Below are 19,515 nucleotides of genomic sequence, written 5' to 3' on the forward strand. Positions count from 1 at the left end.
CCCCACACCACACGGATCATGCTCGACGTAGGCGACGACGCGCCCGACGTGACGGCACCGATGGCGACCCCGGAGGCCGCGGCGGACACAGAACGCGGCAGCTACACGAGCGACGACGTCGCGGAGTTCTCGCTGTCCGAGGCCCTCGAGGACGGCCCGGTCGTCCTCGCGTTCTACCCCGGCGTCTACTCGCGTACCTGTACGCGGGAGCTGTGTGAACTGCGCGACTGGAAGGCGGACCTCGCCGAGGTGGACGCGCCGCTGTACGGCGTCAGCGTCGACTCGCCGTGGTCGCTGCTGGCGTTCATCGACGAATACGACCTCCAGTACCCGCTCGTGTCGGGGTTCAACAACGACGTGATCGCCGATTTCGGGGTGCGACGCGAGGAGTCGATCATGCGGGGGATCGCCAACCGCGCGGTGTTCGTGGTCGCGCCCGACGGCGCCGTCACGTACACCTGGCACGCCACGGAGCCGCTGACGTTCCCCGACACCGACGAGGTGGAGGCGGCGGTCGCGGAGGCGGCCGCCGGGTAGGCCCCCGCCCCGACGCCGGAAGGGTTGTGTCGCTCGCCGGTCTCGCCACCGACGATGCCCTCCACGACGCGCGGGTCCGGGAGCCTCGGCCGACAGGCGGCGTTCGCGCTGGCGGCCGCGGCCGTCGCCGCCGTCGGGGCCGTCCACGGACTCGTCCCGATGCTGATCGACCTCTCGACGGACACGCTCTGGCTGGTCTCCGGCGCCGGCGCGTCCTCGTGCGCCCGGGACGCGACCGACCGTGCCGGCGACGCAAGCTACTCGGCGGCGGGCCCGAACTGACGGACATGACGATCGACCCCGAGGACGCCCTCCCGACGGAGGGGCTCGTCTGCGTCGTCGGCGCCGGCGGGAAGAAGACGACGCTGTACACGCTGGCGAACCGGCTCGACCGCGCGGTCGTCACCGCGACCGTCCGCATTCCCATCTTCGACGACCACGTCGCGCGCGTCGCGGTGACCGGGGACCCGCTCGACGCGCTCGCGGGGGCCGACGGGGACGACTTCCCGCTCGGCCTCGTCCCCGAGCGGGAGCGCGACGACCGCTACCTGGGGTACGACACCGAGACCGTCGCCGCCGTCGCCGAGGCTCACGACGGCCCGGTGCTGGTGAAGGCCGACGGCGCCCGGATGCGGGAGTTCAAGGCGCCCAGCGACCGGGAGCCCCAGATCCCCGGCAGCGCCGACGCGGTGGTTCCGATCGCCTCCGCGCACGTCGTCGGCGAGCCCCTCGCCGAGGCGCGCGTCCACCGCCCCGAACGCGTGGCGGCGGTCGCGGATATCGACGTGGGCGACGAGATCACCGCCGAGGCGGTCGGCCGGGTCCTCGCCTCGCCGAAGGGCGGGCTGAAGGACGTCCCCGGCGACGCCGAGGCCGTCGCGCTCGTGAACAAGGTGGACGACGCGGACGACGAGGCCGCGGCGCGCGCGGTCGCCGCGGCGGCGTTCGACGCGGACGAGGCGGGCCGACTCGACCGGGTGGTGCTCGCGGCGCTCGGGGAGGGGCGGGTCGTGGACGTGATCGAGCGGTGACCGGAGCCTACGCCCCGGTGCGACGGAGGGAGTAACGCCTTTCCGGTGCCCCCGCGGGGAACCGCACATGGGGAGCGAGAGCGGGGGCTCCGAGGAGGCCGGCTGCCCGAAGTGCGGGTGGACGGACGCGGCCGTCGACCGGACGACGACCGGCGTGAAAGAGGGGGTCGTCGCGGCGGCGGGCGTCGACACGTACACCGTCGTCACCTGCGAGCGCTGCGGCTACACGGAGTTCTACGCCGAGGAGGGCGACTCGGCCGCGGTCGACCTGTTCCTCGGGCGCGGGTACGTCCCGCCGGGCGAGCGCGAGCGCGCGACGATGAAGTCGGCCGGCGACGTGTTCCACTGCGGCACCTGCGGCACCGCCTTCACCGACGGCGACGCGGCGGAGTGTCCCGGCTGCGGCCGGGAGTTCGTCTGAGCGACGCCCGACCCGTCCGCGCGCTACTCGAACGCCTCGGCGGCCGCCTCGAACTCCTCGCGCGTGTTGAGGTTCTCGAAGGTGCGGTCGTCGACGTCCAGCGCCGCCAGGTCGTCGGCGCCGACGACCGCGTGGTCGATATCGAGCAACGGCGCGACGATCTTCCGGTCGCCCCGCTCCAGGGCGGCCTCGCAGGCCTCCGCCATCGGGCCGGCGCGGTACACCGCGTGAGTCGTCTGGAACCACTCGTCGTCCACCCGCGGGACGACCGCGTCGTGGCCGTCCAGCCGGTCGAACAGCGCCGCCACGAACCGCGGATCGACGAACGGCATGTCGCAGGCGACGACGAACGCCGCCGCGTCTGCGTCGCCCCACCCCTCGACGCCGCGGAGGGCGGTCCGGATGCCCGCCATCGGTCCCTGGTCGGGCGTGGGGTCCTCGGCGTAGCGGACGGGGAGCGCGTAGCCGTCCAGCGCCGCCCCGATGGCCTCCCGCTGGTCGGGGCGACAGTTGACGACGAGGCGGTCGACGACGTCCGAGAGCCGGTCGGCGACCCGCCGGACCATCGGGACGCCCGCGAGGTCGGCGACGGCCTTGTCGCGGTCACCGAACCGTGTCGAGCGTCCGCCCGCGACGATCGACGCGTACCGGGTCATTGTCGGCGATCCGTCGTCCCGGGTGAAAACTCCCGCGCCCGGCCCGGGGCGCCGGCGGGGGACCCCCGACCGGGGGGCCGCGGGTCTCGCCCCCTGGCAAACGCTTAACGGCGTCGACCGACTCTTCCGGATCGATGGAACGGACCCGGGTCCTCCGCGTCGACCTCTCGGCGGGGACCGTCGCCTTCGAGACGGTCCCCGAGGAGTGGCGTCGCCGCTACCTCGGCGGGAAGGGCCTCGGCGCGCGGTACCTGTACGAGGAGCTGTCGCCGGCGGCGGACCCGCGCGGCCCCGAGAACCTCCTCGGGTTCGTGCTCGGGCCGCTGTCGGGCGCGCTCCCCGGCGAGTCGAGATACGCCGCGGTGACGAAGTCGCCGCTGACGGGCGCGTTCCTCGACTCCTACTCCGGGGGCACCTTCCCCGACCGGCTCGCGGGGTCGCTGCCCGACTGCCTCGGCGTGCTCGTGACGGGTGCGGCCGACGAGCCGACAGCGCTCGTCATCGGCGACGGCGAGCCCCGACTGGAGCCCGCGGGCGACCTCGCGGGCGCCGACACCGTCGAGACGGCCGAGGCGTACCCGGACGCGGCGGTCGCGTGCGTCGGCCCCGCGGGCGAGGCGGAGGTCGCGTACGCGACGATCGCCTCCGACGCGGGCGACCACCACGCCGGCCGCGGCGGCGCGGGGGCGGTGATGGGATCGAAGGACCTGAAGGCGGTCGTCGCGCGCGGCGACCCGCCGGACGTGCCCGAGGAACTCGCCGACCTCCACGAGGAGTACGAGGCGGCGTTCGCGGCCGACGACACCGGGAGGTGGCAGACGGCCGGCGAGACGCTGGAGTCGATCGACTTCGCCGCCGAGGTGGGCGTGTTGCCCGCGAACGGCTGGCGCGACACCGCCGCCGAGGTGGACGGCATCGGCATCGAGGCCGCCGCCGAGGCGGCCGCCGGCCGCGAACACCCCGAGGAGGACGTGCCCGGCGGCTTCCGCGTCGAGACCGACGAGGGCGAGACGGTGCCCCGCGGCGCCGCCCCCATGACGCTCGGGGCGGGGCTGGGGATGGACGACTTCGACGCCGTCGCGGCGCTGGGCGAGGCGTGCGACCGCCTCGGCGTCGACGTGATCACCGCCGGCAACGCCGTCGCGTGGGCGGTGCGCGCGGGCGAGGTCGACTTCGACTTCGGCGACGAGGCGGGCGCCCGGCGGCTGATCGAGCGGATCGCCCGCCGCGCCGACGGCGACGACCTCGCGGACGCGCTCGCGGAGGGCGTCGACGCCGCGGCGGCGGAGTACGGCGGCGACGACTACGTGCCGACGGTGAAGTCCATGGAGCTCCCGGGGTACGACCCCCGCGGCGCGCTCGGGATGGCGCTGGCGTACGCGACCGCCGACCGCGGCGGCTGTCACCGGCGCGCACGTCCCATCGAGGAGGAGGTGTTCCGCGAGGACTGGGACACCGCCCGGCGGGTCGAGGCGGTCGTCGGCGCGCAGAACGCCCGCGCGGTGTTGTGGAGCCTCGTCGTCGACGACTTCGCCGGCGAGACCCTCTGGGAGGACCTGGGCGCCGAGTGGCTCGACGCCCTCGGCGTCCCCCACGACGACCTCCCGCGCGTCGGCGAGCGGGTGTGGACGCTGGTCCGCCTGTTCAACGCCCGGGAGGGATTCGACCGCGAGGCAGACGCGCTCCCGCCGCAGTTCGGCGACCCGCTGCCGGAGGGGGACGCGCCGGCCGCCGGCCGCGCGGTCGACCCGGAGGCGTTCGAGCGCCTGCTCGACGCCTACTACGCCGCCCGCGGCTGGGACGAGCGGGGCCTGCCGACCGCCGAGCGCTGCGAGGCGCTGGACCTCCCGACGGACGCGCTGGACCGACACGCCGACCGCCCGCGAGCGGACGACTGATCCCCCATGCCCGACAAGATCGACCTCGACGAACTGGACGTACAGCCCGACGCGGAGGACGACGAGCCCAACCGCGGCGACTGGTTCTGGGGCAACGACGCGGACGGCTCCGGGGCGGAGCCGGACGCCCCCGACGGAAGCGGCGCGAGCGACGCGGGCGCCGCCGAGGCGGACGCCGTCGCCGACGCCGAACCGGAGGCGGGCGGCGGCGGGGGATCCGCCGCCGGGCCGACCGCCGGCGACGACGCCGGATCGGGCGCCGACACCGGATCGGACGGCTGGCGCTCGGGCGCCGCCCGCGCGGACGAACTGGGGGCCGACGAGCCAGACCCGCCGTCGTACGACGACGACCTCGGGGCGGACCTGGAGTCGTCGACGCCGCGGGTGCCGTACGCGGACGACGACAAGCCCGTCGGGATCCCGCGCGAGGGAGGGGGCGGCGGGGGTGTTCCCGCGGACGCCCGCGAGGAGGAGACGCGGCAGCAGCCCGAGGCGTCCGGCCCTCACGGCGAGGGGGCCAGCGACATGACGATGGCGCTGTCGTACCGGGCGGTCCGGTCGCTTTCGAACCTCCACGCCGCGCTCGCGGACGCCGAGACCTGGACCGACTACGTCGGCATCGTCGGCGACGTGGACGCGCACGTGATCAACAAGTTCCAGCGCGACAACCGGCTCGACCTGGACTTCTTCAACGGGACCGGAACCGGCCCGGGCGAGCGGCTGGAGGAGGTCGGCCCCACCTCGATGTTCTACGCCGACCGGATGGTCCTCGTCGGCGTCGAGGCCGCCGGCGAGCGCGCGTGGGCCGAGGCCGCCGACTGGGAGTTCGTCCCCCTGCGGGAGGCGGCGGAGGCGTCCGGCTGGAGCCTCGACGACGACGCGCTCGACTCGGTCGAGTCGGTCGCGGAGGGGGACGACGCCGACGCGGCCGCGGGGGACCGCGGGGAAGACGGGGCCGACGGCGCCGACGACGAGACGCCCCACGACGCCGACGCGTGAGCGCGGCCGGGCGCGGGGGCGACGGAGGTAGGTTTTTGAGACTGCCCGTGTGAACGTGTGTCCATGGGACTCCGAAACGCCGTCTCGCAAAGCTGGGTGCTGACCGCGATGGCGACCGCCATCGGCCTGTGGTGCGCGTACGTCGCGGTACAGACGTTCGCCGCCAGCGAGAACATCTGGGCCTTCGACGGATCGTACGTCGGGACGAACGCCGTCGGCGGCCTCGCGGGCGTCGCGGTGCTCGCCGGCATCGTCGCGCTGCTGCTCGTCTACCTCGGCGAACTCGGCGAGTCCGACCCCGCGCCGGAGGCGTGGCCGCCCGAGGAGTAGCGGAGGAGTACCGGGCCCGGAGCGACCGCCGCGGTCCGATCGGCACCCTTCTCGCCGCGTCCGTCCGCTCCGGAGCCGCGGGGCCGCGGGGTCGCGACCCCGGCGACGGCACGGACCGCCGGCGGGGACAACGCTAACACGCCGGATCCCGTGGACCCGCCCATGCAGTACGAGTGCGTCGAGTGCGGGACCATGACCCGCGTCGGATCCCCGGAGGGCGAGGTGCGCCGGGAGTGTCCGGTGTGCGAGACCGTGACGAGCTGGGAACCGGCGTTCGAGGGCGAGGGGGTGTCGTTCTGATGGCGATCACCTTCGAGCCGAGCGACCGCCTCCGCGAGGCGGCCGACGAGTGGGCCGACCAGCGCATGATGGAGGAGGAGCGGGCGCTGGAGGTGAAGGTCGAACAGGCGCTCCTGGAGATCGAGCACCTCGTCTCCGGCGGGACGCAGGTCACCTTCGAGGTGGAGGACGGGGGCGAGCGCGTCCGCTTCTCCCCCAGCGACGACCTCGCGACGTTCCTCGACCGGCAGGCCGAGGAGTCGGGCCTGTCGGCCGAGCGCCTGCTCCGCCTCCACGTCGACCTCTTCGCGAACGTCTTCCTCGAGGGCGACGACGAGCGGCCGCCGAACGCGCCGCCGACCGAGTAGCGCGGCGTCGGGTCCCGGGCCGAGGGTTTCGCCGCTTCCCGCCGCCCGGGAACGACTCCGCGCGGCCGGGAACCGCCCCGCCCGAATAGGGGTGTCCGGGCCCTCCCTCCGGGTGGGTACCATCCCATGCCCGCCACCGCAACCGAACACGCGACAGTCGCACGGGAGGACCGCACCGAACCGCTCGCCGAGGCGCTCGCGGCGGTCGTCGCGCTGACGGGCGCCGCCGGCCACGTCGCGCTCGGGGTCGCCGCCCTCACGTTCCTCGCCGGGGTACTCGCGCCGCTGCTGTGAGCGGCGGTCGGGTCGTGTCCGCGGGTCCGGGCGAGGCGCGACGGCGGCTCCGAACCCGTCCCGCCCGCGGCCTCCGATCGGGACAACAGCTAAGTTCACGGATCCGGAACCAGGGGGTATGGCAACCGAGGACACGGGCTGGCGGCCCGAGGGCGGACTGGAGCAGTACAAGGGCTACGAGGTCTGGGAGTACGAGAGCGGCCCCCACGAGGAGAACCGCCGCGAGAGCGAGGGCGAGGTCGACCTCGGCGGCGTCACGGCCGACGACGGGGAGTAACCCGACCCGACCGGCCGCGACCGCGGTCGCGGCCGGTCGGCGATCAGGTGATCGTCAGCGGGAACGCCCGTTTCTCCCGCGGCGGCACGACGAAGTTGGCCCGGGACCGCGTGCTGATGAAGTTGAGGATGCCGTTGTTCTCGCGGTCGGTGATGTCCGGGTGGTCGTCGCGGAGGTACCAGCCGTTCATCGACTTGCGCGTCCGCCGGAAGTGCGCGAGCTTGCGCTGGTAGCTGAGGAAGTGGACGCCGGTGCGGCCGTGGTCGACGGTGTTGAAGTCACGTCTGAGTATCAGCGGCTCGCCGTCCCGGCGGACGCGCGCGACCTTCTCGTGGTGGCCGACGCTCCCGTGCTCGCGGGCGTGCTCGCGCACCGCGTCGGCGAACGGCACGTCCGTCCCGAGGTCCGCCACGTCCTCGGGTGTGAACTCCGGGGAGAACATCTTCCCGATCCGGCTCGCCTCGTCGAAGGAGAACCACTCGGGGAGGTCGAAGGCGATGTGCGAGAGGTGGGCGGTAGTCCCCCCCGCCAGCGGGCCGTCGTCGATGGCGACGCGGTCCTCGCTCGCCTGCGATCCCTCGCGGCCGGAGAAGAACCCCGAGAACATCGGCGCGTCGTCCTCCAGTCCCTCCACGTCGACGTGCGCGGCGGGAAGCCCCTCGCCGAGGAAGCCCGTCCGGCGGTCGCGGCGGCGGAACACGCCGTCGAGGTGGTGGCCGACGGGCTCGCCGTTCAGCTCGTCGCGCGCGCCGAACAGGGCGCTCTCGGCGGCCGGGAGGTGCGACTGCACGTCCGACTCCAGCACGAGCATCGCGTCGAAGCGCTGGAGCTCCTCGTCGTCGGTGCGCGTGAGCACCTGCGGGTGCTCGATCGGGACGCGCCCGAGCGCGCCGTTGTCGTCGAAGTACGCCGAGCCCCACGCGAGCGCGTGGAACAGCCCGTCGGGCGCCCAGTCGTAGGCGGCCTCGACCGCGCGGAGCGCCCGCTCGACGGTCTCGGCGGCCTCCCGCGACGGCTCGCGCTTCAGGTCCAACAGGAGGATCCGCCGGTGGCGCGTCTGGAGCACGTTGCCGTCGGCGTCCCGCCGGAGCACGTCGTTCTGGGCGAACTGTCTGCTCGGGACCGGGTGCGGGTTCGCGTCGAGCTGGAGGCCGGGCGGCGCGCCGGTCGAACAGCCGGCGACGCCGACCCCGGCGGCGGCGGCGAGCCTCCCCAGCATGCTCCGTCGGGACGGCATTCTAACACGTGTCACGGCTCACGCGGGCAAAAGGGTTCGGTCGCGTTCCACGGGCGGTTCGACGGCCCCGTCACAAACGCTTTGAGTCCTCGGACCGAGCTATCCCGTATCATGGGCGGAACACACGCGAACCTCCCGCTCGCGCTCGGTCCCGCGCTCGCGGTGCTCGGCCTCGGCGTCGTCGTCCTCGCGCTGGCGACGTACGACGCCTACCGCTCGTACGACGCGGCCGGGGGAGGGATCGATGAGTAGCCCGACCGCGCCCGCCGGGGGGACGGCCGAGTCGGACGCGACGGAGCCGGCCGACGACGACGGCCCCCGGTTCGCCGAGGCGCTGTACTGGGTACGCGTGGGGACGTACCTCCTGTCGTCGCTGCTGGCGCTCTCGCTGCTCGTCGTCGGTACCGTGGCCGTCATCGCGGAGGTCAAGGGCACCTGGCACTGGGCGATCCACCTCGAATCGACGATCAGCTACATGGGGATCCTCATGGGCGGCCTGCTCGTCCTGCTGGTGCCGCTGTTGCTCGTCTCGCTGACCGCCCGGGTGGTGTACGATGTCTGACCGGCTCTCGGCGCCGTGGCTCGCGCGGGCGTTCGCGGGGCTGTCGGTGCTCGGGCTCCTGCTCACGGTCGCGGGGGTCGCGACGATGGCCATCGCGGCCGAGTCGATCGGTCGGAAGGCGTGGGGTGCGTACTTCGCGATGGAGCAGGCGATGGCGGTCGGGACGCCCGTCGCCGTCACGTTCGCGGGGCTGTCCGTGCTGGGCGGCTTCGCGGTGGTGTTCACGACGGGCGGGACGGACGCCGCGCGTCGGACGCGGCCGTCGGACGACTGAGCGCCGACGCGCGGGAGGCGGCCGCGGTCGCCGCACCGTCGATCGGACCTCAGACCATCTGTGCGACGAGTTCGTCCTCGAACTCGACGAGGCCCGCGAGGATCTCCGCCCCCGCGAGGAACAGGTCGTTGTCCGTCTCCTCGCGGACGTCCTCGGCGGCCTCGTCGGCCCACGTCATGAGGTGGTTGTCGAGGAAGACGCGCTCGTAGCCGAACGCCTCCTCCATCCCCTCGCGCTGTTTCGTGACGAGCCACCGCAGGAACGCCAGCTCGACGGCGACGAAGTCGTTCTCCTCGGGGTACTCCTCGGGCGGGGTCCAGCCGGCGGCGCCGTAGCTCGCCTCCACCTCCGCGAGCCCCTCGCCGATGAACTCGGTGTCCTCCCGGTAGTTCGTCTCGTGGAGCAGGACGGGCGGGCGCGGGCCGACGAACACCTCGGTGTACTCGCGGCGCAGTTCGGTGTGTAGCTCCTCCACGTCGTCGCCCTCGTGGGCGTCGACGAACGCCCGGACGTGCTCGAAGCCGGCGTCGAGGCGCTCGTTCACCTCGTCCTCGGGGGTGCGCATCTCGCCCGCGAGCAGGTGCGAGAGGAACTCCTCGGTCGGGGCGTCGTGGAACACCTCGATGCAGAAGTCGATCAGTTCGATCCGGGCGTCGTAGACGGCGAGTTCGTCCGTGCTCATTGGTCTCTGTGTGGGTGGGGAGGGCGCTTATCGGTTGTCGAACAGCAGTTGCGCGCGGCAGTCGCCGCAGTACTCGAAGACGCTGTGTTCGGAGTTCGGCGCGATCCCCTCGACGAGGTCGCCGACCTCCGACTGGATGTGCTCGGCGGAGGCGGCGGAGGTGAACGGGTCGCCGCAGCGGACGCACTCCAGCATCTCGCCGTCGTGGACGGTCTCCCAGCGCGGGTCGTCGGCGGCGACGGGCCCCTCGCCGGCCGTCCGGTTCTCGGGCAGGCGCGCGAGGTCGAGCCCCCGCTCCATCGTGATGGCCGTCTCGGGACAGCCCTCCTCGCAGAGGCCGCAGTTGACGCAGTCCTCGTGGTTGAACTGAAGGTTCCCGTCCTCGGTCCGGCGGATCGCGTCCGTCGGGCACAGCGTCGAACACGTCGGCGTGAGGTTGCAGGCGTCCGAGACCGACATCACGCCGAAGTCCTTCAGCCCGCGGATCGTCTCGCGCTCGGGGTCGGCGAACTCGAGGATCCGACGCACCGATTCCAGCGTCCAGTCGTGACTGTTGTACTCGGGGTTGGGCTTGCCCGCGCGGACGACGCCCGTCGAGCGGTGCTCGCCCTCGGGGACGGGCGTCGGCTCCAGCGTCAGCTCCGTGAAGCGGGACAGCTCCTCGGCGAACGCGCCGGGCTCGTTCGGGTCGGGCGCGAAGAAGCCGACGCGCTCGCCCAGCCCGAGGTCACTCGTCGCCCGGTTGAGTCGGTCGACGAGGTCGGCCTTCGGGTCCGGGCCGGAGTGGAGACACGAGCCACCGCAGCCGACGACGGCGACCCCGGCGGCCCCGCACGCGAGCGCGTGCATGACGTGTCCCTCGCCGACGGTGTCCGTGCAGTTCACCTCGACCGGGAGCACCGGCGGGTAGGTCACGTCCTCGCCGGCGGCGGCGCGGCGGCCGTACTCGTCGAGCGCCTCGGCGGCGCGCTCGTCGCAGGTGAACGCGATCACGGGCGTCTCGATGCCGCCGTCGCCGCCGGTGAACGGCCAGATGCCGTCCTCGTCGACCTCGCGGCTGAGCAGCGCCTCCACCTCGCGGGCGATCCGCTCGTTCGAGGGCTCCCGGAGCGACACCGCGCCCGTGGGACACGAGGAGGTACACGCGCCGCAGTTCTGGCAGGCGGTCAGGTCGAACTCCACCTCGTCGACGGCCGGCCGGTCGACGGCCTCGTGGGGGCAGGCGTCGACGCAGGCGGTACACCCCCGCTTTCCGGAGTCGCCCGCGGCGCACACGTCCATGTCGAGGTCCAGATATTTCGGCTTCGAGACACCTCCGAGGAGGGACTCGACCGAGGCGATGGTGCCGGCGTCGACCGGGCCGGTGTAGTAGCCGATCCGGCCGCCGCGGGCGGTCGAGGTGCCCGCGGGGTAGACGACCTGGTCGGCCTCGACGGTGCGCGTGACCCCCGAGAGGTCGATGGCGTCCGTGGGACAGCACTCCGTCCATTCGCCCTCGGGGGCGTCCGGGTGGATGTCGACCGGTCGGCGGGTGACCATCCCGTCGGGCCCCTCCTTCACGCACTTCATGCAGGAGACGCAGTCCTCGGTGACGCGCGCCTCCACCTCCGCCTCGAACTCGCCGAAGCGCCCCTCGACGGCGACGAGGCGCCCGCGCTCGACGTCGACGTCCGAGAGGTCGACGTCCGCGTCGGCGTACTCCGCCCCGTCCGCCAGCAGCGTCACCTCGGCGGAGTCGGCCAGCGCGGCCGCGGTCTCGGCGTCGCCGACGACGAGGACGTGCTCGCCCGCCTCCCTGGAGACGGTGCGCGTGGCGGCCTCGTACTCCAGGCCGGTGCGGCGGGCGTTGATCAGGCGTGCGGTCTTGTCGGTGGCGTCGTCGCGTTCGTGGACCCACCCCGCCCGCTCGCGGTGGTCGACGTAGGCGGCGGCGTCCGGGTGGAGCCCCTTGCGCTCGACGAGGTCGTCGAACGTCGACTTACACCCGTCGTCGCAGGCGCCCACGATCAGCTGGTCGAGGTCGTACTCGTCGATCAGTCCGTCGACGGCGGGGAGCGCGTCCCGGCACAGCAGCTCCGAGGACGCGACCACGTCCACGTCCCGGACCCCGTCGCGGACCGACTCCAGGTCCACGTCGCAGGTCCCGCCGCACGAACAGACGAATGCCCCGACGTTCATCGTCGGAGCCAACGCGGTCACGGGTATATACCTTGCGTCGGGGGAAACCGCCGGAAGGCGCCTTCCAGGATTATCTTTCCGGTAGGTTTAGGCCGCCCCAAAAATTCCAGACACGTTCGTACCGAAGATTAAAGGAACTTGATTACATTCGGGTGTACGATAGTCCACGAACCAGTGGTGAATGTCAACATGAAACAATGAGCACGGAACCGGTCTCACTGGACCTAGACAGACGGTCGTTCCTGAAGGCGAGCGCGTTGGCCGGCGCGGTCGCCCTCGGGGGCGGCGGCGCGGGGCAAGCCCTCGCCCAGAGCGAGGGCGAGGAGGACGGCACGGACACAGATCACACGGAGCTGACGAAGACGATCTGCAACTACTGCTCGGTCGGGTGCGGCTTCCACGGCGAGCGGAAGGGCAACGCGTTCGTCGGCCAGGAGCCCTGGGAGGACCACCCGGTCAACAACGGGTCGCTCTGCTCGAAGGGCGCCGGCATCTACGAGACGGAGCACTCCGAGAAGCGACTGAAGTCGCCGATGCGGAAGGTGGAGGGCGGCTGGGAGAAGCTCTCGTGGGACGAGGCGTACTCCACGGTCGCCGACGAGCTGACCCGGATCAAGGAGGAGTACGGCGCCGACAGCACGATGTGGCTCGGGAGCGCCCACCACTCCAACGAGGAGTCGTACGCGTTCCGGAAGCTCGCGTCGCTGTGGGGGACGAACAACGTCGACCACCAGGCGCGCATCTGCCACTCGACGACGGTCGCCGGCCTCGCGAACACGTGGGGCTACGGGGCGATGACGAACTCGATCAACGATTATCGGAACTTCGATATGAACCTGATAATCGGGCAGAACCCCGCCGAGGCCCACCCGATCGCGATGCAGCACATCCTGGAGGGCCAGAAGCGCGGCGGGAAGATCGTCGTCGTCGAGCCGCGGTTCACGAAGACCGCGGCCCACGCCGACCACTTCTTCCGCCTGCGTCCGGGGACGGACGTGGCGCTGATGATGGGCGTCATCAAACAGCTCCGCGACCGCGGGGAGCTGGACGACGAGATGCTCGAGGAGCGCGTGCAGGCGTGGCCCGACGTCGAGGACGACCTCGACGACTACGACATCGAGACGGTGTCGGACATCACGTGGCTCTCGACCGACGAGATCGAGGAGCTGACCGATCTGATCGTCGAGAACAAGCCGAAGATGCAGATCGAGTGGGCGATGGGCGGGACCCAGCACAACAACGGGACCCAGAACATCCGCTCGTACGCGATGCTCTCGCTGGGCGCCGGCGCGGCGGCCCAGTCGGGCGGCGGCCTGCAGGTCATGCGCGGGCACGCGAACGTCCAGGGCGCGACGGACCTGGCGGTCGCGAGCCACATCCTGCCGGGCTACTACTCGGTCGGCTCGCCCGGTTCGTGGCAGTGGTGGTGTGACGTCTGGTCGCGCACACCCCAGACCTCCGGCACCATCGAGTTCGAGGAGCTGTACCAGGAGTACGACACGATGCCGCCGGAGAAGTACGTCCGGCAGTCGCCGAACACCGAGAACGCCGACGACATCGACGAGTCGTTCCCGGCGGAGAACTCGATGATGTTCCAGAAGGGCCTGACGGTGGCCCGCTGGTTCGAGGCGGCGCTCCCCCAGGAGGAGCGGCTCAACGAGACGCCGATCTACCAGCCCAACGAGCTGAAGGCGGCGATCGTGTGGGGCCACTCGCTGAACTCCATCTCCGAGATGGAGAAACAGCGGAAGGCCATCGAGAACCTCGACCTGCTGGTCGTGGTGGACGTGTTCCCGTCGGTGGCGTCGGTGCTCGCCGACGTGGACCAGTCCGACACGGAGGTCGTCCTGCTGGCGGCCTCCAGCCAGTACGAGCACTACCGCTCGCTGACGAACTCCCACCGCGCGACCCAGTGGTCCGAGCCGGTCCGGTCGCCGGGGCACAACTCCCGCCCCGACCTGCAGATCATGCAGGAGCTGGCGGGCTACCTCGGCATGGGCGAGCACTTCGACTGGGGGTCGGGTCCCGACCTGTACAACGGGAAGTCGACCTACGAGGCCGTCATCCGGGAGTTCAACCTCGGGATGCGTACCATCGGCTACTGCCAGGACCCGGCACGGCTCCAGCAGCACCTGGAGTACGACTACGCCTTCTCCACCGAGGACACGAAGGCGGACGCGCCCGGCACGCCCGTCGACGGCGAGTACTGGATGCTCCCGTGGCCGTGCTGGGGCGAGGGCCACCCGGGGACGCCGATCCTCTGGAACGACGACATGGACCCCCGCGACGGGGGCCAGGACTTCCGCACCCGGTGGGGCGTGCAGGCGCCCACGCCCGAGGAGTGGGAGGAGATGGCGACCGACGAGCCGTACCCGATGCAGACGACCTACGAGCAGCAGGGCGAGGAGGGGCTCAGCCTGCTGCGCGACTCCTACCAGCCCGAGTGGTGGGACGGCACGATCGAGGGCGTCCCGCAGTACCCCGGCTTCGCGACGACGATGCCGGACGACCCCTCGAACGCGGACGCGCTGACGATCCCGTACGAGTACGCGCTCCGGGAGGACACCTCGGTCGCCGACGCCGCGGAGGCGATGAACCGGAAGTACGACTGGGCCGACTACGACATGGACTTCTACGGCCAGTTCGACAACCCGCAGCCGGACGCGCCGACGGGGCGCGGTCGCGCACGCGGGGTCGTCTGGAGCTTCCTTGACACGACGCCCGTCCACCGCGAGCCCATCGAGAGCCCGCGGCCGGACTTGGTCGAGCAGTGGCCGGCGAACGGCCAGCAGCGGAACTTCTACCGCCTCGACCAGAACAACAGCGTCACCCAGGAGGACGCCATGCAGCGGCTCACCGACAGCGGCGCCTTCGAGGAGCAGTCGGGCGACGCCGAGTGGACCATCCTCACGAGCGGCCGCCAGGTCGAACACCAGGGCGGCGGCTCCGAGACGCGCTCGAACAAGCACACCGCCGACCTCCAGCCGCACATGTACGTGGAGATCAACCCGGACATGGCCGAGCGGCTGAACATCGACGGCGGCGACCTCGTGGTCGCGTCGACGACCGACCGCGGGTCGATCCTGCTGAAGGCGCGCGTCACCAACCGCCCGAACGACAGCGAGACGTTCTTCCCGTTCCACTGGGGCGGGATGTTCAAGGGCGAGTCGCTGGAGGAGCGCTACCCCGAGGGGACGGTCCCGTACGCGATCGGTGAGCCCGTGAACGCGATCACCTCGCGCGGGTACGACGTGGAGACCCAGATGCAGGAGACGAAGGCGTCGATGGTCCGCATCCAGAAGGCCACGCCCCAGGTGGTCGAGGAGCTCTCGATGCGGCCCGTCACCGAGGACGGCCTCTCGGAGAACGTGGTCGACATCGAGTCCTACGAGTTCCCGCAGGACCGCGACGGCTTCGGCCGGCAGAAGGACTTCGACGTCCGCGACAACAGCACGGTTCAGTGATTCCCCATGGCAACTAACGAAACCAGCAAGCAGGTGATGGGTCAGGGGGTGATGAGCACCGGCGACGGTACTCGGATCTTCCCGGACGTCGAAGCCTGCATCGACTGCGGCGGGTGCGTCGTCGCGTGCAAGCGCACGTGGGACGTGCCCAGGGACGAACAGCGCATCAGCATCGCGACGATGCTGGAGGGACAGCCGGCCGAGCCGATGGAACGGTACAACACCAACAGCGGCGGCGCGCTCGGCCAGCAGGGCGCCTCGCCCGGCGAGACGGCGATCCCGATGCAGTGTTACCACTGCGAGGAGGCGCCGTGCGTGTCGGTGTGCCCGACGGACTCGCTGATCAAGAAGGACAACGGGTTCGTCGACGTGCGCGACAACCTCTGTGTCGGCTGTCAGTACTGCCTGTCCGCGTGTCCGTTCGGCGCGCCGCAGTTCCCCGGCTCCGACGAGGGCGCCGCGCGGCTGTTCGGCAACGGCGGCACGATGGACAAGTGTACGATGTGCGAGGAGCGCCAGGACGTCGGCAAGGGGCCCGCCTGCGCCGAGGAGTGCGCGACGGACGCGCTGCTGGTCGGCGACGCCTCCGAGATCTCCGCGGAACTGGAGAAGCGCGGCTCCGACTCGTTCTTCAACGACGTCGCGATGAACATCATCTTCGGCGAGGACGCCGAGGAGTTCGAGGGGAGTAACGCATGAGCTACCGCGACCACCTGCCGGAGACGGAGGGCTACCCGCGAACGTGGATCGCGGTCAACGCCGTGATCGCCGTCGCGGTGACGGCGCTGATCCTGTGGTGGGCTGCGGACTTCGCGGTCTTCTACGAGGAGCTGTTCAGGATCCAGCCCGTCGCCGAGGGCGCCAACGCCGGCGTCGGCTCCGACTGGACGTCGGGCAACCAGATCGCCTGGCTCGACTTCCTCATCGCGGTCACGCACGCGGCCGACGTGATCATGGGCGTGTTCATCCTGTTCATGGTGTTCCTCCACTGGGGGGCGTTCCGCCGGCTCGCCGGCCGGATGCGCCAGCCCGGCGAGTCCGGATCGAGCACGGTCGCCGCCGACGGCGGCCGCGTGAGCGGGGCGGGGGACGCGCCCGACGACGACGCCGCGACCGACGGGGGTGAGAACGCGTGACGCAGCTCGATCACGGGAAGTTCAGCAGGATGACGACCACGTTCCACACGCTGCTGGCGCTGGACGTGTTCGTGCTGTTCTTCTCGGGCTACAGCCTCATGTTCAACGACGAGCTGTGGTGGATGGTGAGCCTCATGGGCGGCGCCCAGGGCGTCTCGGCCGTCCACCGCATCGCGGGCGCCGGGCTGCTCGCGCTCATCGTCTTCTGGATGCTGATGATGGTGACGACCGACACCGGCCGCGGGAACTTCCGGGAGATCCTCCCGTCGAAGGACGACTTCGACGCGTTCGTCCAGGACGTGAAGTTCCTGCTCGGGAGCGCCGAGGAGCGCCACCCGAACGCCCGCCAGTTCGCCGGCGGCACGGCCGACGAGATCCCGCTGCTCACCTACATCGGGAAGGGCGTCGTGTTCATCTTCGCCGCCGAGCTGACGCTGCTGTCGATCTCGGGGGTCCTCATCTGGTCGAAGACCGGCGTGATGGAGCTGTTCGCGACGAAGACCGCGGCCGCGGCGTTCGTCACGTTCCACGGCCTGCTGGGCGTCATCATGCTGATGGGGGTCATGTTCCACATCTTCGAGCACGGCTTCCACCCGGCGCTGTACCCGGTGGAGGTGAAGGCGTTCATTCCGCGCTCGATGATCCCCGAGCAGCACGACGACGACACGGAGGGGACGGGCATCGAGCGGCTCGACCTCTCCCCGTCCTGGAACATGGCGTCGACGGTCGTCGGCGCGATGACGGTGATCGGCATCGTGTCGGTCCTGCTCGGCAGCCTGTTCGACGAGGGTTACCCCGTCCCGCGCGAGCTCGCGATCGGCGGGGGCCCGACGGACGTCCTGCTGACCGTCGGCATCAACATGGGCGTGTTCGTGCTGCTGCTCGGGCTCGTCCTGCAGATGTACGGGAACCTCCTGCGCGTCCGCTGGCAGAAGCAGCTGGAGCAGGAGGAGTCGGAGCCGACGGCCGCCGCCGACGGCGGGCACGTCGAGTCCGACGACTGAGGCGAGGAACGCGAGGTCGACCGCGGGGAGACCTCGGGTTCGAGTGACGGCGGCGGACTCCTCGGGGTCCGCCGCCCGTTCTTTTCACGAGACGCGAGCGACGCGAGCGTCTCGGAGTAACGGCGGCGCGCTTGCGGGCGCGCCGCCCACGAACATAGCGAGCCGACGCGGTCGGATCGGCCTGACGGCGGGGCGGTCTTGTGCCGTGCCGCCCGCTCTTCTCGCGAGACGCGGGCACGCGAGCGTTCCGGACCGATGGCGTTCACAAATCGCTGCGCGATCTGTGCGCTCACGGGACCGCAGGTCTCGTGAACGGCGCGCTCGCGGGCGCGACACCGGCGTTAGAGATCGCGAGCGACCCGGAGCGTCGGCGGCGGCGACACAGTCCGGGCCCCGCGGTTCGGGAGGTCCGGTCCGCGAACGCCCGCGCTCAGGCGCCGACGCCGAGGTTCAGGCTCTCCTCGCTGAGGTCGACGGTCACGTCGTTGTTCGTGTGGGTGTTGATCTGCTCGACGTTGCGCGTGAGCACCTCGAGGATGTCCTTCGGCTCGGGGTACACGAGCATGTTGCCGTCGTCGTCCTCCATCACGAGCTGGGTGTCCGACAGCTGGATCTGGTTGTTGTCGATCGTGGCGACGACCGCCGGCAGCGCCTGGGCGGCGCCGCTGTCGCCCTCCGTCACCTTCGTGATGTAGATGGCGTCGAGGCCGATGAGGTCCTTGTACTCCCGGACGGTCTCGGCGCACTCGACCATGTCCTTCGACACCTCCGTCTTCGAGGGGTTGCCGTGCTCGCCCGCGAGACAGTGCTTGCAGACGCGGAGCTCCATTCGCATACCCCGCCGTCGGCGGCCCGGTCGGATATATATTCCTTCCGCGGCACCCCGACTCGGCACCGAGGTTTAATAGGCGTCGGAGTCACCGAGGGGACATGGCTTCGACGCTCCTGAACACGGTGTACAGCGTCGTGGTGCTGATCGTCGCGCTCGGCGGCCTGGCGATCGTTCTCAGGGCCAGCGGGGCGGGTCCGGAGGACACCACGCGAATGGAGTTGACGGTGGTCGCGGTGGCGTTGTTCGTCATCGGACTCGTCGCCAGCGTGTTGGGGTACCTCTGATCCCGTCGGCGGCGGCGACGCGACCGGGGGGATAGCGGTGCTCAGGAACCCGCACGACTGCGACCGTTGCGGGGCGACGATCCGCCCGGGCGACGAGTACGCCGCCCTCGACGGCATCACCCCCGACGGCGACCTCCGCACGCTGCTGTGTGCGTCGTGTTCGCGAGCGCTGTCGCGGTTCCTCGACGGCGAGTGACCGTCGACGGTCACGGCGGCGTTCCCGCCGGGCGTCGGCCGCTACGTCGTCGTCCGGGCCGGCGGGTGGCCCGACGGAAGCCTTTACTCGCGCCCGCCGAACCCGGAGGCATGGACGTGGATCTGGACCTCGGTATCCCGCGCGGCGTGCTCGAATCGCTCCCGGACGACGACGGCAACGCCGAACAGGACCTCCGCCGCGCCGTCGCCGGCTACCGGCAGGCGCTGGAGGACGGCTTCGCGGACGCCGACGACGAGGCGGAGGCCGCCGCCGTCGCCGTCGACTTCCTGGAGTACGCCGAGGGCCGCGTCGAGACGTACGACGAGTTCGTCCCGGAGCTACGCGCGTGGGGACAGTCGCCCATCTACGCCATCGCGTGGCGCAACCTCTACGCGGAGCTGGCGGCCCAGATCTACGAGGTCGACTGGCTGGCCGAACGCATCGACCGCGAGCGCAACTACCGGCTCGTGGACGACGGGATCCGGTTCGGGAAGGACTAGCGGCTGGGTTCGGTGTCGTCGTTCGTTCGAGTTCCTCCGTCGCGACAGCGACGGTGACTGCCACCGCGACAGCGAC

26 protein-coding genes are annotated in these 19,515 nt (G+C 71.4%); 21 read left to right on the plus strand and 5 right to left on the minus strand.

What is annotated here, in order from left to right; translation table 11 throughout:
- Nucleotides 1-18 precede the first annotated feature (18 nt).
- The 4 genes from ACQUQ1_RS01385 (at nucleotide 19) to ACQUQ1_RS01400 (ending at nucleotide 1,989) form a co-directional block, all read left to right on the plus strand.
- Complete coding sequence (locus tag ACQUQ1_RS01385; RefSeq protein WP_435062461.1) at nucleotides 19-537, plus strand: redoxin domain-containing protein; 519 nt, start codon at nucleotides 19-21, stop codon at nucleotides 535-537.
- Nucleotides 538-591: 54 nt separating this feature from the next.
- Complete coding sequence (locus ACQUQ1_RS01390) at nucleotides 592-819, plus strand: hypothetical protein (RefSeq protein WP_435062462.1); 228 nt, start codon at nucleotides 592-594, stop codon at nucleotides 817-819.
- Nucleotides 820-830: 11 nt separating this feature from the next.
- A complete protein-coding gene (yqeC, locus tag ACQUQ1_RS01395; protein WP_435062804.1) occupies nucleotides 831-1,568 on the plus strand; it encodes a selenium cofactor biosynthesis protein YqeC in 738 nt (245 codons plus the stop codon).
- A 67-nt stretch (nucleotides 1,569-1,635) separates the two neighbouring features.
- Complete coding sequence (locus ACQUQ1_RS01400; protein ID WP_435062463.1) at nucleotides 1,636-1,989, plus strand: zinc ribbon domain-containing protein; 354 nt, start codon at nucleotides 1,636-1,638, stop codon at nucleotides 1,987-1,989.
- Between the two features lie 23 nt (nucleotides 1,990-2,012).
- Here ACQUQ1_RS01400 and mobA read toward each other — a convergent pair whose 3' ends face one another.
- Entirely contained in the window at nucleotides 2,013-2,645 is a 633-nt protein-coding gene (gene mobA, locus ACQUQ1_RS01405) for a molybdenum cofactor guanylyltransferase (protein ID WP_435062464.1), read from the minus strand.
- Nucleotides 2,646-2,779: 134 nt separating this feature from the next.
- Here mobA and ACQUQ1_RS01410 point away from each other — a divergent pair, with 134 nt between their 5' ends.
- The 7 genes from ACQUQ1_RS01410 (at nucleotide 2,780) to ACQUQ1_RS01440 (ending at nucleotide 7,090) form a co-directional block, all read left to right on the plus strand.
- Complete coding sequence (locus ACQUQ1_RS01410) at nucleotides 2,780-4,543, plus strand: aldehyde ferredoxin oxidoreductase family protein (RefSeq protein ID WP_435062465.1); 1,764 nt, start codon at nucleotides 2,780-2,782, stop codon at nucleotides 4,541-4,543.
- A gap of 6 nt (nucleotides 4,544-4,549) precedes the next feature.
- Nucleotides 4,550-5,542, plus strand: coding sequence for a DUF7124 domain-containing protein (locus ACQUQ1_RS01415; RefSeq protein WP_435062466.1), 993 nt, complete (start codon nucleotides 4,550-4,552; stop codon nucleotides 5,540-5,542).
- A 63-nt stretch (nucleotides 5,543-5,605) separates the two neighbouring features.
- On the plus strand, nucleotides 5,606-5,872 hold the full coding sequence (locus ACQUQ1_RS01420; protein ID WP_435062467.1) for a hypothetical protein: 267 nt from the start codon (nucleotides 5,606-5,608) through the stop codon (nucleotides 5,870-5,872).
- Between the two features lie 162 nt (nucleotides 5,873-6,034).
- Nucleotides 6,035-6,172, plus strand: a complete 138-nt coding sequence (locus ACQUQ1_RS01425) for a hypothetical protein (RefSeq protein ID WP_435062468.1) — start codon at nucleotides 6,035-6,037, stop codon at nucleotides 6,170-6,172.
- Complete coding sequence (locus tag ACQUQ1_RS01430) at nucleotides 6,172-6,519, plus strand: hypothetical protein (protein ID WP_435062469.1); 348 nt, start codon at nucleotides 6,172-6,174, stop codon at nucleotides 6,517-6,519. Before ACQUQ1_RS01425 ends, ACQUQ1_RS01430 begins: the two co-directional genes overlap by 1 nt.
- A gap of 126 nt (nucleotides 6,520-6,645) precedes the next feature.
- Entirely contained in the window at nucleotides 6,646-6,813 is a 168-nt protein-coding gene (locus ACQUQ1_RS01435; protein WP_435062470.1) for a hypothetical protein, read from the plus strand.
- Nucleotides 6,814-6,931: 118 nt separating this feature from the next.
- Nucleotides 6,932-7,090, plus strand: a complete 159-nt coding sequence (locus ACQUQ1_RS01440) for a hypothetical protein (protein WP_435062471.1) — start codon at nucleotides 6,932-6,934, stop codon at nucleotides 7,088-7,090.
- Nucleotides 7,091-7,133: 43 nt separating this feature from the next.
- Here the strand turns inward: ACQUQ1_RS01440 and ACQUQ1_RS01445 are convergent, their stop codons facing one another.
- Complete coding sequence (locus tag ACQUQ1_RS01445) at nucleotides 7,134-8,327, minus strand: DUF7405 family protein (protein ID WP_435062472.1); 1,194 nt, start codon at nucleotides 8,325-8,327, stop codon at nucleotides 7,134-7,136.
- Between the two features lie 111 nt (nucleotides 8,328-8,438).
- Between ACQUQ1_RS01445 and ACQUQ1_RS01450 the strand changes: the two genes are divergently transcribed.
- The 3 genes from ACQUQ1_RS01450 to ACQUQ1_RS01460 are packed head-to-tail and all read left to right on the plus strand — an operon-like array spanning nucleotide 8,439 to nucleotide 9,163.
- Nucleotides 8,439-8,579 carry a hypothetical protein gene (locus tag ACQUQ1_RS01450; RefSeq protein WP_435062473.1) on the plus strand — a complete coding sequence of 47 codons (141 nt, stop codon included), beginning with the start codon at nucleotides 8,439-8,441 and terminating at the stop codon, nucleotides 8,577-8,579.
- Nucleotides 8,572-8,889, plus strand: a complete 318-nt coding sequence (locus tag ACQUQ1_RS01455; RefSeq protein ID WP_435062474.1) for a hypothetical protein — start codon at nucleotides 8,572-8,574, stop codon at nucleotides 8,887-8,889. Before ACQUQ1_RS01450 ends, ACQUQ1_RS01455 begins: the two co-directional genes overlap by 8 nt.
- A complete protein-coding gene (locus ACQUQ1_RS01460) occupies nucleotides 8,882-9,163 on the plus strand; it encodes a hypothetical protein (RefSeq protein WP_435062475.1) in 282 nt (93 codons plus the stop codon). The genes ACQUQ1_RS01455 and ACQUQ1_RS01460 overlap by 8 nt, the downstream gene beginning before the upstream one ends.
- A gap of 49 nt (nucleotides 9,164-9,212) precedes the next feature.
- Here the strand turns inward: ACQUQ1_RS01460 and ACQUQ1_RS01465 are convergent, their stop codons facing one another.
- Nucleotides 9,213-9,845: a TorD/DmsD family molecular chaperone gene (locus ACQUQ1_RS01465; RefSeq protein WP_435062476.1), complete on the minus strand. Its 633-nt coding sequence runs from the start codon at nucleotides 9,843-9,845 to the stop codon at nucleotides 9,213-9,215.
- A gap of 27 nt (nucleotides 9,846-9,872) precedes the next feature.
- Entirely contained in the window at nucleotides 9,873-12,023 is a 2,151-nt protein-coding gene (locus tag ACQUQ1_RS01470; protein ID WP_435062477.1) for a hydrogenase iron-sulfur subunit, read from the minus strand.
- A 197-nt stretch (nucleotides 12,024-12,220) separates the two neighbouring features.
- On the opposite strand from ACQUQ1_RS01470, the gene ACQUQ1_RS01475 reads away from it, so the two are divergent.
- Genes ACQUQ1_RS01475 through ACQUQ1_RS01490 form a run of 4 tightly spaced genes read left to right on the plus strand, consistent with a single transcriptional unit; the run spans nucleotide 12,221 to nucleotide 17,627 of the window.
- A complete protein-coding gene (locus ACQUQ1_RS01475; RefSeq protein WP_435062478.1) occupies nucleotides 12,221-15,487 on the plus strand; it encodes a molybdopterin-dependent oxidoreductase in 3,267 nt (1,088 codons plus the stop codon).
- A 6-nt stretch (nucleotides 15,488-15,493) separates the two neighbouring features.
- Nucleotides 15,494-16,186, plus strand: coding sequence for a 4Fe-4S dicluster domain-containing protein (locus ACQUQ1_RS01480; protein ID WP_435062479.1), 693 nt, complete (start codon nucleotides 15,494-15,496; stop codon nucleotides 16,184-16,186).
- Complete coding sequence (locus ACQUQ1_RS01485) at nucleotides 16,183-16,623, plus strand: hypothetical protein (RefSeq protein ID WP_435062480.1); 441 nt, start codon at nucleotides 16,183-16,185, stop codon at nucleotides 16,621-16,623. Before ACQUQ1_RS01480 ends, ACQUQ1_RS01485 begins: the two co-directional genes overlap by 4 nt.
- On the plus strand, nucleotides 16,620-17,627 hold the full coding sequence (locus ACQUQ1_RS01490) for a cytochrome b/b6 domain-containing protein (protein ID WP_435062481.1): 1,008 nt from the start codon (nucleotides 16,620-16,622) through the stop codon (nucleotides 17,625-17,627). Before ACQUQ1_RS01485 ends, ACQUQ1_RS01490 begins: the two co-directional genes overlap by 4 nt.
- Before the next feature lie 430 nt (nucleotides 17,628-18,057).
- Here ACQUQ1_RS01490 and ACQUQ1_RS01495 read toward each other — a convergent pair whose 3' ends face one another.
- A complete protein-coding gene (locus ACQUQ1_RS01495; protein WP_435062482.1) occupies nucleotides 18,058-18,462 on the minus strand; it encodes a hypothetical protein in 405 nt (134 codons plus the stop codon).
- Between the two features lie 95 nt (nucleotides 18,463-18,557).
- Between ACQUQ1_RS01495 and ACQUQ1_RS01500 the strand changes: the two genes are divergently transcribed.
- From ACQUQ1_RS01500 to ACQUQ1_RS01510, 3 genes are all read left to right on the plus strand, one after another.
- Nucleotides 18,558-18,743: a hypothetical protein gene (locus ACQUQ1_RS01500; RefSeq protein WP_435062483.1), complete on the plus strand. Its 186-nt coding sequence runs from the start codon at nucleotides 18,558-18,560 to the stop codon at nucleotides 18,741-18,743.
- 37 nt (nucleotides 18,744-18,780) lie between these two features.
- Complete coding sequence (locus ACQUQ1_RS01505; protein WP_435062484.1) at nucleotides 18,781-18,939, plus strand: hypothetical protein; 159 nt, start codon at nucleotides 18,781-18,783, stop codon at nucleotides 18,937-18,939.
- Nucleotides 18,940-19,049: 110 nt separating this feature from the next.
- A complete protein-coding gene (locus tag ACQUQ1_RS01510) occupies nucleotides 19,050-19,439 on the plus strand; it encodes a hypothetical protein (protein WP_435062485.1) in 390 nt (129 codons plus the stop codon).
- The last annotated feature ends 76 nt before the right edge of the window (nucleotides 19,440-19,515 follow it).

The sequence above is a fragment of the Halobaculum sp. EA56 genome, assembly GCF_051195075.1.
In the GTDB taxonomy this organism is placed as follows: Archaea; Halobacteriota; Halobacteria; order Halobacteriales; family Haloferacaceae; genus Halobaculum.